The following is a 14,753-nucleotide window of genomic DNA, read 5'->3' as shown; positions in this document are numbered from 1 at the left end:
ACTTCATGAGCTTAAAAGAGCGTTTCATTTCTTATGGGTATTTAATTAGGTTAGATAAACCTATTGGCACTCTATTGCTGTTGTGGCCTACGCTCTGGGCTCTCTGGTTAGCCAGTAGTGGTACCCCTGATTTATCTATCTTGTTGATCTTTATTCTGGGTACGTTTCTCATGCGTAGTGCAGGTTGCGCTATTAACGACTATGCGGATCGTGACTTTGATCGTCACGTAAAAAGAACCCAAGGACGCCCCGTTACAAGTGGAAAAATTTCTGGGAAAGAGGCAGTGGCTGTAGCAGGTGCGCTAGCTTTCATCGCTTTTTTACTGATCCAACCTCTGAATACATTTACAAAGCAACTGTCAATTCTTGCACTACTAGTAGCCTTTATCTATCCCTTCACCAAGCGTTTCTTTGCGATGCCTCAAGCAGTCTTGGGAATAGCTTTTGGCTTTGGTATCCCAATGGCCTATGCAGCCATCCTCGATTTCATTCCTTTAGAGGCTTGGTTTCTGTTTATTGGTAATATCTTCTGGGCAATTGCTTATGACACCGCATATGCCATGGTCGATCGTGATGATGACTTGCGCTTAGGTCTCAGAACCTCAGCTATCACTTTCGGTCAGTACGATGTTATTGCAATTGCAATAAGTTACGGGATGCTTTTTCTGAGTCAATTGTGGGTAGCGCAATTAGCTAATCTCAGTAATTATTTTTTAGTGGGATGGTTCGCAGCATTTGCTTGTGCAATCTATCACCTTAAACTGGTATCAACTCGCAATCGAGAGAATTGCTTTAAAGCATTCCGCCATAACAACTGGTTAGGCGGATTTTTATTTCTAGGAATTGTGTTGGGATTGAGTATTCACTAATTCTTGCCGAGTTCATCACCCATAGCTTTGCCACGTTGACTCGCTGCATCAATTGCTTTTTCCAAAATCTCGTGCCAGCCTTGTTGCTTCATCACATCTAAGGCTGCTGCAGTAGTGCCACCTTTTGAGGTTACTTTCTCTCGCAAAACTCCAGCATGCTCATCGGAGTTATGAGCTAGTTGCGTAGCGCCTTCAAGGGTCGCATAGGCAAGTTTGCGTGCCGTTGCTGTATCAAGACCTAGTTTCTCACCAGCAGATTGCATTGCTTCAAGAAATGCAAAAACATATGCGGGGCCACTTCCGGATACGGCGGTGACTGCATCCATCAGTTTTTCTTCAGACACCCATACCGCTTGACCTACTGCATTGCAAATGGTTTCGGCTAAAGCGCGATCAGCTTGATCAACTGCTGTATCTGCAAAGAGTCCAGTGATGCCTTTGCCAATTAATGCGGGGGTATTTGGCATGGCACGAACACAGCGTGTGTGATCCAGCCAACGACTCATGTCTTTTAGGCGAATGCCGGCAGCAATGCTAAGGATCAGTGGACCAGGCGCGCTTGCATGCTTCAGTTTCGCAGCCAACCCCTTTGCAACCACATTAAAGTCCTGGGGCTTAATTGCCATAACCACGACATTATTTTTAGAGAAGTCAAAAGCGATTTGCTCTAAGGCGCCAATACCCTGAACGCCATAGTCTTCATACAACTTTAAAGCCGTTACGGCGTTCGCTTCAACAACGGAAATTTGATTTGGCTCAAATCCGTTCGCTAGGAGGCCGCTAATCAAGGCGCGTCCCATATTGCCGCCACCAATAAATGTGATGTGGGCGTTGCTATTATTTTGTGCAGTTTTATTTGTGCTCATTTGTTAATCTTATCGCGCTTCCCAAAAATGGCTGTGCCAACACGAACCATCGTACTTCCCTCTAAGATTGCCGCTTCTAAATCATCGGACATGCCCATAGAGAGGGTGTCAAAAAACTGGTATCCCAGTTCACCAGCGTGGGCTGCCTGAATCTGTATAAAGCATTCGCGAACAGCGGCAAACGCTTGACGTTGCTGCTCTATGTGTGGGCTAGGTGCAGGAATGGCCATTAAGCCCCTGAGAACTAAATTAGGTAATGAGGTGATGGCATTGCAAAGTGCCTCAACTTCCGCCAGTGAGACACCGCTTTTACTATCTTCTTCGCTTACATTAATTTGTGCGCAAACCTGTAATGGCGCTAGATCAGGAAATTCACTTCTTTGGGCAGAAAGACGTTCTGCGATTTTGAGGCGATCAACACTGTGAACCCAATCAAAGTGCTCAGCCACCTCTCTAGTTTTATTGCTTTGTAGTGGCCCAATGAAATGCCAAACTAACCAAGGGCGTAATTTGGCAAGCTTCTGGATTTTTTCAACAGCCTCTTGGACGTAGTTTTCTCCAAAGGCAGACTGACCAGCATGCATGGCTTCTTCTACTGCTGAAGCCGGAAATGTTTTGCTGACAGCTAAGAGTTCAATTTCTTCAGGCTCACGTTTTGCTGCTAGAGCGGCAAGTTCAATCCGCTCCCTGACTTGCATCAAATTAACAACGATGGAATTCATGAGGCCTTAGAAGATCTAGCAATCAACTGATCGACGATCTCGATCCAATGCAGTACCGGAGTGTCCTCTTGCTGGAGATGGGTAATGCAGCCAATATTTCCCGAAACAATCACCTCTGCTCCAGACTCTTCGCATGCAGCATTTAAGTGGGTGAGCTTGTTTTTACGTAGCTGTTCAGAAAGTTCTGGTTGGGTCACCGAGTAGGTGCCTGCAGATCCACAGCAAAGATGACTATCTGCACATAAACGTACGCCAATGCCAATGCTTGAAAGCAGCCCCTCAACTTTGCCACGGATTTGTTGGCCGTGTTGCAAGGTGCAGGGTGGGTGATACACCACGCCCGGTTTAGGGTCGGTGCCTACCAGCTGAAGAAGCTCATTTTGTAACGCAGGAAGAATCTCGGAAATATCCTTAGTTAAATCAGAGATCTTTTTGGCTTTGGCGGCATAGACAGGATCATTTACAAACAGATGTCCATAGTCTTTCACCATCACGCCGCAACCGGATGCTGTCATCACAATCGCTTCTACGCCACTCTCCACTAAAGGCCACCAAGCATCAATATTTTGCTTGGCATTATCGAGACCGCCAGCTTGATCATTGAGGTGATATCGCAAAGCTCCGCAACAAGTGGCGCTGGGCGCACTAATCAATTGGATCATCAGTGCATTCAGTACACGTGCTGTTGCTGAATTGATATTTGGCAACATGCCTGGCTGAACGCAGCCTTCTAGCAAAACCATTTTGCGCTGATGCGAAGTTGCAGGTCTTGCGTATGGATCGGTCGAGTTCGCTAATGCTTTGTTAAGGGCCAATGGTATCTTGCGTTTAATACCTCTAGGCATTAATGGACGTACTAAGCGACCCAAGGTCATTGCAGTATTGAATAAAGCTGGCTTGGTTAAGCCTTCTTTGAGGGCCCAGCGAGTTAAGCGTTGAGTGATTGGGCGCTCAGGCGTATTTTCTTCTGCCCATTTGCGGCCAATATCAACCAGGTTGCCGTATTGGACACCGCTAGGGCAAGTGCTTTCACAATTGCGGCAGGTTAAGCAGCGGTCTAAATGTAGGCGAGTCTTTTCAGTAGGAGCTTGTCCTTCAGCCATTTGCTTGATGAGATAGATTCGTCCTCGAGGACCATCTAGCTCATCGCCAAGAAGCTGGTACGTAGGGCAGGTAGCAGTACAAAATCCGCAGTGAACGCATTTGCCCAGAATACGGGCTGCCTCGATACCTTCCGGTGTGTTGGCAAATTGAGGGGCGAGTTGAGTTTGCATAGAAATACTTATGGAAGACGTTTAGTGGCAAATACGCCAGCAGGATCAAAGGCAGATCTCAGGCGCTCTTGTACGGATTCAAGAGCTTTGGAATGAGCTTGCTCTGTGAGTAAGGTAAAGCGCTGATAGGAAGGGTCTACGTTTGCACCCTGTCTAAAGCGAGTTGCATGACCACCATGAGAATTAGCAATGGCTTTGATGGCTGCAAAGGTAGCTTCAGCGCCAGGTGCCTTTATCCAGCGTTGCTGTCCATGCCACTCAAGAATAATTTCATCGTCAGCACCGGAAATTGCAATAGGCCCACAAGCAGCGGGCAGCGCTAAGCGATACAAAGTTTGATCAGTGTCTAAATTGTTAAATGGAGAAAGTTTTTGCTCGCGCAAGTTATTCCAAAAATCTTCAGCAACTTCTGCGTTCAGCTCAGTGGCATTGACTAAGGAGCTCATAAGTGGAATTGCGGCCTTAACTGCAGCTGCAGCTCCTGCGAGACGGAATGTTAGTTCCCCGTCTCCACCTTTAGTTGATCCAATCCAACAGCTAGCAGAAAGTGGGAGTGGCTGGCCCGCCCATTCATTAAGAACTTTTAAAGCATTCTCCTGGGAGATCTGACAGCGTAAGGTCGCTGTAGCTGCAGGCTTAGGCAGCACCTTGACAGAGGCTTCCAGTAAGAGTGCAAGCGTGCCCAGAGATCCGGGCAGCAAACGAGATACGTCATAGCCTGCAACGTTCTTCATGACCTTGCCGCCAAAGGAAAGATCTTGTCCCTTGCCGTCTAGGATGCGGGCGCCCAACACGAAGTCGCGGAAATTGCCAACGGTGATACGGCCAGGACCAGCAAGACCGGCGGCAATGGCACCACCAAAGGTTGCATTCTCACCAAAGTGTGGGGGCTCAAATGCAAGCACCTGATTTTTTTCTTTGAGTGCTGCTTCAATTTCTTTTAGTGGTGTACCTGCACAAGCAGTAATCACTAGCTCTTCTGGTTGGTATTCCAAAATGCCCGAGTAAGAGCGAGTATCTAGCTTGGCATAGTTATTGGGATTGCCGTACCAGGACTTTGTGCCCCCGCCTTCAATGGAGAGAGAGGTTTTATTCTTGGCTGCATTCAGAATCTGCTCGCGGAATGCATCAATTTTTAGATTGGAGTGACTCATTAGAAGCGCTCCAATTCTGGATGAGGTAGCTGACCACTGCTAATGCGCATACGGCCATATTCAGCGCAGCGGTTGAGAGTCGGAATTGCTTTATCTGGGTTGAGTAGTTTCTCTGGATCGAAAGCGCTCTTTACGCCCCAGAACGATTCACGCTCACCTTCACCAAATTGCACGCACATTGAATTAATTTTTTCAATGCCAACACCGTGCTCACCAGTAATAGTGCCGCCAAGCTCAACGCAAGCTTCCAAAATTTCTGTACCAAATTCTTCCGCACGATGCCACTCTTCCTGATCGGCACCATTAAACAAAATCAGGGGGTGCATATTGCCATCGCCAGCATGAAAAACGTTTAAGCATCCAAGCCCATATTTCTCTTCCATGCCTTGGATGCGCTTGAGTAAGGTGGCGATATGACGACGGGGAATAGTGCCATCCATGCAGTAGTAATCAGGGGCTAAGCGACCTGCGGCAGGGAACGCATTCTTACGACCACTCCAGAATTTCAAGCGCTCACTTTCATCTTTGGAGATCTGAATGCCGCTCGCGCCTGCTTGTTCGAGTACTTTAGTCATGCGCTCAATTTCTTCAGCAACTTCTTCTGGAGTGCCATCGGACTCGCATAACAAAATAGCTGCCGCATCTAAGTCATAGCCTGCGTGGACAAATTCCTCTACAGCACGAGTGGTGGCTTTATCCATCATTTCCAGGCCAGCAGGAATAATGCCGGCAGCAATGATGGCAGCAACTGCATTGCCACCTTTTTCGATGTCATCAAAACTTGCCATGATCACGCGAGCTAATTTTGGTTTGGCTACCAATTTCACGGTTACTTCAGTAACGACTGCGAGCATGCCTTCGCTACCCATCATGATTGCTAGCAAATCAAGGCCGGGTGCATCAGGTGCTAAGCCGCCAAATTCTACGATCTCACCATTCATGAGTATTCCGCGGACACGCAGAACGTTGTGTAGGGTGAGCCCATATTTGAGACAGTGCACACCGCCGGAGTTTTCATTCACGTTGCCGCCAATAGAGCAGGCAATTTGCGAAGAAGGGTCTGGCGCGTAATACAAACCAAGATGTGCAACTGCTTCAGAAATGGCAAGATTGCGAACACCAGGCTGAACAACTGCAGTTCGAGTAAATGGATCAATGCTGATAATTTTCTTAAGCTTCGCTAATGACAGCACCAATCCTTGTGAAATGGGCATTGCCCCTCCGGAGAGGCCGGTTCCAGATCCACGAGGCACAACAGGAATTTGCATTGCATAGCAAATCTTCAAAATCTGGGCTGCTTGCTCCTCGGTTTCTGGCAAAGCTACTGCCAAAGGCATTCTTCTATAGGCGGCCAGGCCATCACATTCATAGGGAATAGTGTCTTCTGGTTCCCATAGAAGGGCATGTTCCGGAAGGATTGGCCGCAAAGCCGAAACCAATTTGGACTGAAGGGCGCTAATAGCGGCTAAATCGGGGGGTGGGGTCACCATATTCATATGAATCATTTTAGCCATTTACCTATAATTAAGCTTATGGGAAATCGACTATCAAAAATCGCCACCAGAACAGGTGACGCCGGGATGACTGGCTTAGGTGACGGCAGTCGCGTCGAAAAGGATCATCTGCGCATCTGTGCCATGGGTGATGTCGATGAATTGAACTCAGAAATCGGGGTTTTGATGACTGAGCAGATTCCTGAAGGCATTTCTGCAGAATTAAATGCGCTTTTCCTGCAGGTACAACATGATTTATTTGACCTAGGGGGCGAGCTTTGTATCCCCAACTACAAGTTACTTAATCCGGAGCATGTGGCTCAGCTAGATGTTTGGCTTGAAAAATACAATCAACAACTGCCGCCTTTGACTGAATTCATTCTGCCAGGTGGTACTCGTGCTGCTGCGCAGGCACATGTGTGTCGCACGGTTTGTCGTAGAGCGGAACGTTCGATTGTTCGCTTAGGCTGGGAAGAGCCTTTATATGATTCCCCTAGGCAATATGTGAATCGTTTGTCAGACTTACTCTTTGTACTTGCTCGCATCTTAAATCGTGCAGCTGGTGGATCTGACGTACTTTGGAAGCACGAAAAAAAAGAGACTAAGTAATTTAGTCTCTTTAGTTTTTTTCTTACAAAATTACTTCTGCATTATTTTTTCTTGCTTCTACGTGTTTTAACGGCAGTAGCAAGACGCTCTAATACTTGCACCGAATCATCCCAGTTAATACACGCATCAGTAATGCTGCGACCGTACTCTAATTTACTTGGGTCATCTTTGCCTGGTGTAAATTTCTGAGCACCATCATTTAAATGACTTTCTACCATCACACCAAAAATCTGATGTGAGCCAGATTCAATTTGCTGTGCAACATCATCAGCAACCACGATTTGACGCTCATGCTTCTTGCTTGAGTTGGCATGAGACAAGTCAACCATCAAACTAGCTGGAAGCTTGGCTGCTTCTAGCTCAGAGCAGGCAGCCTGTACAAACTTCGCTTCATAGTTCGGCTCTTTACCACCACGCAAAATGACGTGGCAATCTTTATTACCTTTGGTTTCCACAACAGAAACTTGACCATTTTTATGCACAGACAAGAAGTGATGTGGGCGACCTGCTGCTTGAATAGCATCGGTAGCGATCTTGATGTTGCCATCGGTACCATTTTTAAAGCCGATAGGTGCAGATAGTCCTGAAGCGAGTTCGCGATGCACTTGACTTTCTGTCGTGCGTGCACCGATTGCTCCCCATGAAATCAGATCAGCAATATATTGCGGAGAGATAACATCTAGGAATTCGCTACCTGCAGGCATGCCTAAGCGATTAATTTCCATGAGCACTTGGCGGGCAAGACGTAATCCCTCTTCGATGCGATAGCTTTCATCAAGGTACGGGTCATTGATCAAACCTTTCCAGCCAACAGTAGTGCGTGGCTTTTCAAAATACACACGCATCACAATTTCTAGTTCACCAGCAAAACGTTCGCGCTCACTTAAAAGACGTTGGCAGTATTCGAGTGCTGCACGTGGATCATGAATAGAGCATGGTCCAATAATGACGAGTAAGCGGTCATCTTTACCGTGAATAATGTCGCGAATCTTTTTGCGAGTTTTGCTGATCAGCGCTTCTGTGGGTGTTCCTGAAATCGGAAAGAAACGAATGAGATGCTCTGGCGGAGGCAGAACAGAAATTTTGTCGATGCGTTGATCGTCAGTATCCGAAGTCTTATCAACGGCGGAGTACCAATTAGCGGGATTTGTATTTTGTTGGCTCATGCGGCTATTTTAAGCCGTAATTTGCCAATATCAGGCAGTTCCGCCCACGGTCAGGCTATCAATCCGGAGGGTGGGTTGCCCAACTCCGACCGGAACGCTCTGACCTTCCTTGCCACAAACCCCGACACCGCCGTCGAGTTTAAGGTCATTTCCGATCATCGAGACCTGTTTTAGCGACTCTGGCCCGCTGCCAATAATCGTGGCACCTTTAACGGGATATTGGATTTTGCCGTTTTCAACCCAGTAGGCTTCTGAGGCCGAGAAAACAAATTTACCGCTGGTGATATCCACTTGGCCACCACCAAAATTGACCGCATACAAACCTCGTTTAATACTGGCCACAATTTCTTGGGGATCGTCTTTACCAGCCAGCATGTAGGTATTGGTCATGCGTGGCATCGGAAGTGAGGCAAAGCTTTCACGGCGACCATTGCCGGTGAGTGGCATATTCATTAAGCGGGCATTCAGACTGTCCTGAATGTAGCCCTTCAAAATACCATCCTCAATTAACGTGGTGCATTGCGTAGGCGTACCTTCATCGTCAATATTTAAAGATCCTCTACGTCCGGATAGGGTGCCATCATCCACTACTGTGACGCCTTTAGCAGCAACACGTTGCCCAATCCGACCGGCAAATGCAGAGGATCCCTTGCGATTAAAGTCACCCTCAAGACCATGACCAACCGCTTCGTGTAAAAGAACGCCAGGCCATCCTGGCCCCATCACCACAGTCATGGGGCCTGCTGGGGCAGGACGTGATTCTAGGTTCACTAAAGCCCCATCAACTGCTTCATCAACATATTGATTGATAAGTTCTTGATCGAAATAGAGGTAGTCATGGCGTGCACCGCCACCGGAAGATCCAGATTCTCGGCGACCATTTTGTTCTGCGATGACATGAACGGAAACACGCACCAATGGGCGAACATCCGCCGCTAATAATCCATCCGCCCTAACCACTAAAACTACATCAAACTCTCCAGCAAGACTTGCCATCACCTGTATGATGCGGGGATCACGCGCTTTGGCGCGTCGTTCAATGCTTTCTAGTAGCGCAATTTTTTCTTTAGGTTGCAGTGAGTCCAAAGGGTTAATGTCTGAATACAGCTTATTGGATACAGGATTAAATAATTTACTTGCAACTGCTTTTTTGCCGCCGGTGGGGCCGATCACTCGAGTTGCTTTTGCTGCCTTACTTAAAGCTTCTAAATTAATTTCATCTGAATAGGCAAAGGCAGTCTTATCGCCATAGATAGCGCGCACTCCAACACCTTGATCAATATTGAAGCTGCCAGATTTAACGATACCCTCCTCAAGACTCCAGCTTTCGCTACGAGTATGCTGAAAATAAAGGTCCGCATCATCAAGACGATGGGTAAAAAGATGGCCAAAGGTGTAATGCAAATCTTGTTCTGATAATCCTGTTGGCTCAAGCAGAATAGATTTGGCTAATTTAATAAGGTCTGCTTGCTTTTTGGCTTTAGTCCAATTTGCAGGAAATAGTGCTTCTGGTGCATTCATGTGATTGGGCAGATCTTTCTTTAAAGCTTGCGATGTGCAAGTGCGGGTAACTTAGAGCGTACCTCGTTTAATTTATCTTTGCACAACACCCCAGAAATAAAGCCTTCCCCTTCAGGGAGATTGGCCAATATCTCGCCCCAAGGATCAATCAACATGCTATTGCCCCAAGTGCGACGTTGGTTTTGATGTTTGCCACCTTGGGCGGAGGCTAGTACATAACTTTGGTTCTCAATGGCTCGGGCGCGTAACAGAATTTCCCAATGGTCTTTTCCGGTGGTGTATGTGAATGCGGCCGGGATGATATGACAATCCACTGGACCTAGAGCGCGATAGAGCTCGGGAAAGCGCAGGTCGTAACAAATACTTAAACCAAAAGTCCAATCATTGCCATCAACTGAAATTTTTAAGACTCCTGGCTCATTTCCAGCCTCAATCGTTTCCGATTCTTGATAGCGCTCAGTTGCCGTTTGAAAGCCAAATAAATGAATTTTGTCGTAGCGAGTGATTTGTTGGCCTGCGGGATCAAATACAAGAGTTGTATTGAGTACTTTATTTGGATCTCTTGCCTCAAGCGGAATGGTGCCGGCAACCAAGTGCAGTTTGTTTTGTTTGGCAATCTGTGAGAGTTGCTCTTGAATGGGGCCGCTACCAATGCTTTCTCGAGCGGAGACTTTATCGCTGTCCTTAAGGCCCATTAAGCAAAAGTATTCAGGTAGAACGGCTAATTGCGCGCCATCCGCTGCTGCTGCTGCGATTAGTCTGCTTGCTGTCGAAAGATTCTCTTGCACACTAGGGGTGGAAACCATCTGAATCGAAGCGACCTTGAGGCACGAAGGATTTGCAGGTGTACTCATAACAAACTAGTTTGCAGTTTTATTGGGAGCACTTGAATTGTTTGGGTTGGATTGTGGTCCACCGAGGTTCTCTGGTTTGCTTTGCTCTTTAAGCAAATCCTTGCTACGAATCGTGTCCAAAGTTTTTGAATCAATTGGCTGACCTTTTTGATCAAGTGGAATTACTTCCGGACTATCCCAAGACCCTTGCACCAAATAATCAGATTGTAGGTTGCGATTGATTTGGCTGGTGATGAGGTACTGCCCAACAAGGGCGCCAAGCCCTACGATTGGGTTGATGGCAAATGCAGCTAAAGAGCCTGCAGTGGCATCTATTGCTGGAAAAATGGTGACGCGTAAATCTTGCATTTGCTTGGGGATATTAATTTGCCCAGTCATAGCAACGCGTGCCTGATCTAAACCCATTGTGAACTGCTTAGTTTGAGCTACACCAGCTTTCATATCGAATGAGGCATCAATAGTATTGAATGGAGTTCCTTTGGTCACAATATTCCCTAAGCTGCCTTTTAGGTCTAAAGTGGCAAATCTAAACAAACTTTGCAAACTCAGAACGTCTAGTAGTTTTGCGCCGCTAGAGTTGACTTCTAAGAGGCGACCTTTTTCCAAATTTAAATTTGCTTTGCCTGCCAGGGTCTCATATTGAGGGTTAAATGGAGATCCGTCCCATTCTGTATTAATTGTCAGCTTGCCTTGGCCGCCCTCTACTGACTTTTGATTGGTCCAGTGACCAATAATCTGGCCCGCATCCTTAATATCCAAATCAATATTTAAGTTAGTGTGTGCGGGGGTATTTTGCGTAGCGCCAACCCAACGACCTGTTGTGGTCGAGTTTCCTTGCGGGTTGCTAAACTGAACAGATTCTATTTCTAGAGTATTTCCAGTGGTCTTAGTTTTAATTTTTACCTGACCAAGCTGAGCTTTGTTCCAATCAAAATCATCAATGGCTAAGTCAAGACTGGGTATCGATCCTGGACCAATCGTATTTTTGGTCGATAGGGTTTTTTGGTTTTGATTCGTAGGAATTTCTGCGCTAATAACCTCTTTGGGAATCTTTAAGCGCACCAGTCGTCCGCTAATTAAGTCGCTACCATCAGATGTTGTGGCTGGTTGATATTGGATGTTGCCAGCAACTTGAGGGGATCCTCTCAGGCGCAGTTGCCAGGCAGTACCTTTATTGCTTGCAGCCAAATTAATATCCTGCCAGATACGATCAAACAAAGTTAATTGTTTTACTTGTGCTGAAACTTGGATATTGCTCGCAGTGTTTGAGTTAGAACTTACCCCAGATTTTTTTCTGTTTTGATTGCTCAAAAATTCTTGCCAGGCATCCGCGTTCAACTCATTGCTAACAATATTTAGCGCAAGGCCCTGTTGAGGGAGGGTAGCGGGTGCGCCAATGCCTACGGCTTGACGAAGAAGGTCATCGCCGGCAATTTCGCCCTGAATAAAGTAGGCATCTCCAATCTTTCCATCCCAAGTGAGGCGACTGGAATTACTTTTTGTTTTAGCAAAGGTTTTAAGGTTTAACTGACCAAGCAACAAAGTGCCAGCCTGTTTTTTTAGGGGTGCGGGTGCAGTGCTACCCCAGTCACGCATGTCGATTTTTAGGCTAGTTTCGCTATTACCCTTGTTGAAATTAATAACACCGTCATACCTAGCCACGCCACTAAGGGAGTGCAAAATAGGGGATGCTTGTACTGCAACATCGTTTGCAAAGTAATCCTTGATAAAGTTTGCAGAAATATTTCCTGCGATGCTGTAGCTTTGGCTGTTTTGGTTAGGTGTTGTGCTCGAAATTTTAATGGAGCCACCAAGAAACTCAGCTGTAATGTCTTCAAACTCGGGATTGACTTCAGTAATGCGAACTTTACCTTTGAGATTTTCAAAAGGAGGTAGGTCGGCCCACTGAAGTCTATTGCCAGGGAGGCTCAGTTGAATATCAGTGTTGGTATCATCATTGCCAGTTAGTGGGATTTTTAGACCAAGGCTTAAATTAATAGGTCCCGCTACCTTTAGATTTTTCTCAAGCTCAGCCTGTTTCTTGCCGATAGGCGAAGTAAATAAATAGTCTAGGAGTTGTGGAGCATCACCCTGAGCTTCACCATTCACCGTCAGGATTAATTGCTTCGCACTGACATTAGGAATCTCTGCATGGAATTTGCTTAGGGCAACTTGCTTGTAGCTTGCTTGATCAATATCTACCGTAAAGTTAGCGTTCTGCATATTAAGAACGCCATTCACCTTATTAACGGCAGGCCATACACCTTGTGCGGGTGATGAGGTGGGTACCGGGCTAAAGGTTGCGCCAATGATTGGTAGGTTAAGGGTGAACTCTCCGTCGCTTGCTTTTGGGAAAGGTATCTTATTAGGGTCGCCCTTAATATGGAGACTTCCTTTATTAATTACTCCTGCATCAAATGCTTTTCTTAAGTAGGTCTTGACTTCGCTGCCAATGCCGACTGGCAAATATCGATAAGCGGTTTGCAGATTAGCTTGTGCAAAGTCCATATCCAATGTCATGAAGTCTGACTTTTTAGCTTCGCCAATGATGTAGTTCAGATTGAGTGTGGTCGAAACATCGGGGTTACTTAGTGCTAACTGTTTTGCATTAATAACCCAGCTACCTTTTTGTTTTGACCAAGAAATTTGACCATTCGCTTTATCTAGTTTTATTTTTGGTTCAACTAATAAATCATTTATCTCTACCCCCAAATTGTTGGATTGGATAGTGAAACTTCCTTTATTTTGGTCAGTAGACAGAAATCCTGATAGGTTCGATACCGAAGGCATGGATTGATTGATGCCGATAAAACTAACATCAATCAGTTTTGCGCTCACATTAAAGCCTAGTTTGCTTGAGTTAAACCAGCCACCGGGAATATTCAGTGCCGATAAAGGAGACTTGCTCTCAGACCAGATAATATCCAAATCTTGCAGTTCTCCATCGGCTTTGGATGCTTTAATCCATTGCTGCACTTTTTTGGAGAGAGGAAGATTGAGGGCAAATAGAGCAATATCTTCCACCAAAATCTTGGGAGATGAAAAACCAAACTCTTTAATTTCTCCATCCCCTGCCGGCGGTCTCCAGCGGAAAGTCATTGGACTTAAATTCTCTAAAGGGCTTGATTTGGGGCTTTCAATATCGCGCCAAGCAAACGTCTTAGTAGTGATGGAAATCATTCCACCATCAGTTTCCTGAGCAAGATTTGTTTCCAATCTGCCAAAGACAATTGCATCTTCATTCTTAGAGCGCTGAATCGTTAAATCATCGGCTGCAAGATAAATATCTCCGCCATCAGGTTTACCGTTATCAATTTTTAATTTCCCCTTTGAGCTGAGTGCTCCCTCTAAGGTATTTAGTGGGATGGAGAATTCTTTCGCAATCTGACCGAGCTGAAGGGTGTTTAAATTCCAGGAGATAGTTCCAATCCAATCACGCCAATTACCTGCTTGTCCAGCGATGTGATGGACCAAATCAATATCTAGCAGAATTGGGCCTTTAGTCCAAGGAGTTGTCGCACTGATTGAGCCTTTATGGCTGCGGATACCGTTGCTAAGGTTAAGACTTTGTATTTCTATTGAAGTGGTTGGCCTCTTTTTGAGTTGATCTTCCCAAAATAATTTGACATCGTTTACTCGAATTTCGTTCTGCGCAAAGAGCCAATTCTCTGCGGAGTAATCATTAGGCTTGCCATCAATAGAGATGCCGGCAATGCTAACAGTGCCTTTGCTGTTGCGTTGGGCATAAATTTCAGCGCCTTCAAAGTTGAGCTCTTGAAAAAACGGCGCGAGATGATAAAAGGATGTCCAACTTAACTGACCATTGATCTTTTGTATAAATAAAAGAGGAGTTGTTTTTTCTGGGCTGTTGAAGCGCAAGCCTTCGATTTCAAAATCAGGCCTAATGCCAGTCCATGAAACATGTAGTGAGTCCATCGATACTTCGGCGCCAATTCTCGCGCTGATGAGTTTTTCAACGGAGACCTTAGATTTTTCAATTTGCGGCCAAATAACAAAACGGACTCCAACATGCACGAGTACAAAAGTGGCCAAAATTACGCCAGCCAAAATCAGGGCACGCTTACGCCAAGCTCGACTCGAACCTTGAGGACGTTTAGCAAGAGCGCTCTTAAGGCGGGGCGGAATAATGTTTTGCAGCATGACCTCTATTATCCGTCAGCCTTAGCTTGATCGCCAAGCTTATGGCAGGGGTTTTCAAGGTCGG

11 protein-coding genes are annotated in these 14,753 nt (G+C 46.0%); 2 read left to right on the top strand and 9 right to left on the bottom strand.

Annotated elements, in window-relative coordinates:
- Positions 1 to 5: 5 nt before the first annotated feature.
- A complete protein-coding gene (ubiA, locus tag ICW03_RS09530; RefSeq protein WP_215347666.1) occupies positions 6 to 869 on the top strand; it encodes a 4-hydroxybenzoate octaprenyltransferase in 864 nt (287 codons plus the stop codon).
- On the opposite strand, the gene proC is transcribed toward ubiA, so the two are convergent.
- Genes proC through ICW03_RS09505 form a run of 5 tightly spaced genes read right to left on the bottom strand, consistent with a single transcriptional unit; the run spans position 866 to position 6,390 of the window.
- Positions 866 to 1,735, bottom strand: coding sequence for a pyrroline-5-carboxylate reductase (proC, locus tag ICW03_RS09525; protein WP_215347664.1), 870 nt, complete (start codon positions 1,733 to 1,735; stop codon positions 866 to 868). The genes ubiA and proC overlap by 4 nt on opposite strands.
- The gene (locus tag ICW03_RS09520) at positions 1,732 to 2,457 is read right to left on the bottom strand and encodes a YggS family pyridoxal phosphate-dependent enzyme (protein ID WP_215347662.1); all 726 of its coding nucleotides are present in this window, start codon (positions 2,455 to 2,457) and stop codon (positions 1,732 to 1,734) included. The genes proC and ICW03_RS09520 overlap by 4 nt, the downstream gene beginning before the upstream one ends.
- On the bottom strand, positions 2,454 to 3,731 hold the full coding sequence (gene glcF, locus ICW03_RS09515; RefSeq protein ID WP_215347660.1) for a glycolate oxidase subunit GlcF: 1,278 nt from the start codon (positions 3,729 to 3,731) through the stop codon (positions 2,454 to 2,456). The genes ICW03_RS09520 and glcF overlap by 4 nt, the downstream gene beginning before the upstream one ends.
- Before the next feature lie 8 nt (positions 3,732 to 3,739).
- Positions 3,740 to 4,885, bottom strand: coding sequence for a glycolate oxidase subunit GlcE (glcE, locus tag ICW03_RS09510; protein ID WP_215347658.1), 1,146 nt, complete (start codon positions 4,883 to 4,885; stop codon positions 3,740 to 3,742).
- Entirely contained in the window at positions 4,885 to 6,390 is a 1,506-nt protein-coding gene (locus ICW03_RS09505) for an FAD-linked oxidase C-terminal domain-containing protein (protein WP_251374506.1), read from the bottom strand. The genes glcE and ICW03_RS09505 overlap by 1 nt, the downstream gene beginning before the upstream one ends.
- 27 nt (positions 6,391 to 6,417) lie before the next feature.
- On the opposite strand from ICW03_RS09505, the gene ICW03_RS09500 reads away from it, so the two are divergent.
- Entirely contained in the window at positions 6,418 to 6,987 is a 570-nt protein-coding gene (locus ICW03_RS09500; protein ID WP_215347656.1) for a cob(I)yrinic acid a,c-diamide adenosyltransferase, read from the top strand.
- A gap of 41 nt (positions 6,988 to 7,028) precedes the next feature.
- On the opposite strand, the gene ICW03_RS09495 is transcribed toward ICW03_RS09500, so the two are convergent.
- From ICW03_RS09495 to ICW03_RS09480, 4 genes are read right to left on the bottom strand one after another with little or no spacing between them, the layout of a single operon-like run.
- Positions 7,029 to 8,153 carry a 3-deoxy-7-phosphoheptulonate synthase gene (locus ICW03_RS09495; protein ID WP_215347654.1) on the bottom strand — a complete coding sequence of 375 codons (1,125 nt, stop codon included), beginning with the start codon at positions 8,151 to 8,153 and terminating at the stop codon, positions 7,029 to 7,031.
- Positions 8,154 to 8,183: 30 nt separating this feature from the next.
- Positions 8,184 to 9,674 (bottom strand): metalloprotease TldD, encoded by a 1,491-nt coding sequence (gene tldD / locus ICW03_RS09490; protein WP_251374387.1) that lies wholly within the window; start codon positions 9,672 to 9,674, stop codon positions 8,184 to 8,186.
- A gap of 20 nt (positions 9,675 to 9,694) precedes the next feature.
- Positions 9,695 to 10,528, bottom strand: a complete 834-nt coding sequence (locus ICW03_RS09485; RefSeq protein WP_215347653.1) for a carbon-nitrogen hydrolase family protein — start codon at positions 10,526 to 10,528, stop codon at positions 9,695 to 9,697.
- A gap of 6 nt (positions 10,529 to 10,534) precedes the next feature.
- Positions 10,535 to 14,689 carry a YhdP family protein gene (locus ICW03_RS09480; RefSeq protein WP_251374386.1) on the bottom strand — a complete coding sequence of 1,385 codons (4,155 nt, stop codon included), beginning with the start codon at positions 14,687 to 14,689 and terminating at the stop codon, positions 10,535 to 10,537.
- Positions 14,690 to 14,753: the final 64 nt, after the last annotated feature.

This window comes from Polynucleobacter sp. MWH-Aus1W21 (genome assembly GCF_018687275.1).
In the GTDB taxonomy this organism is placed as follows: Bacteria; Pseudomonadota; Gammaproteobacteria; order Burkholderiales; family Burkholderiaceae; genus Polynucleobacter.
This window is presented reverse-complemented; position numbering and strand designations above follow the sequence as displayed.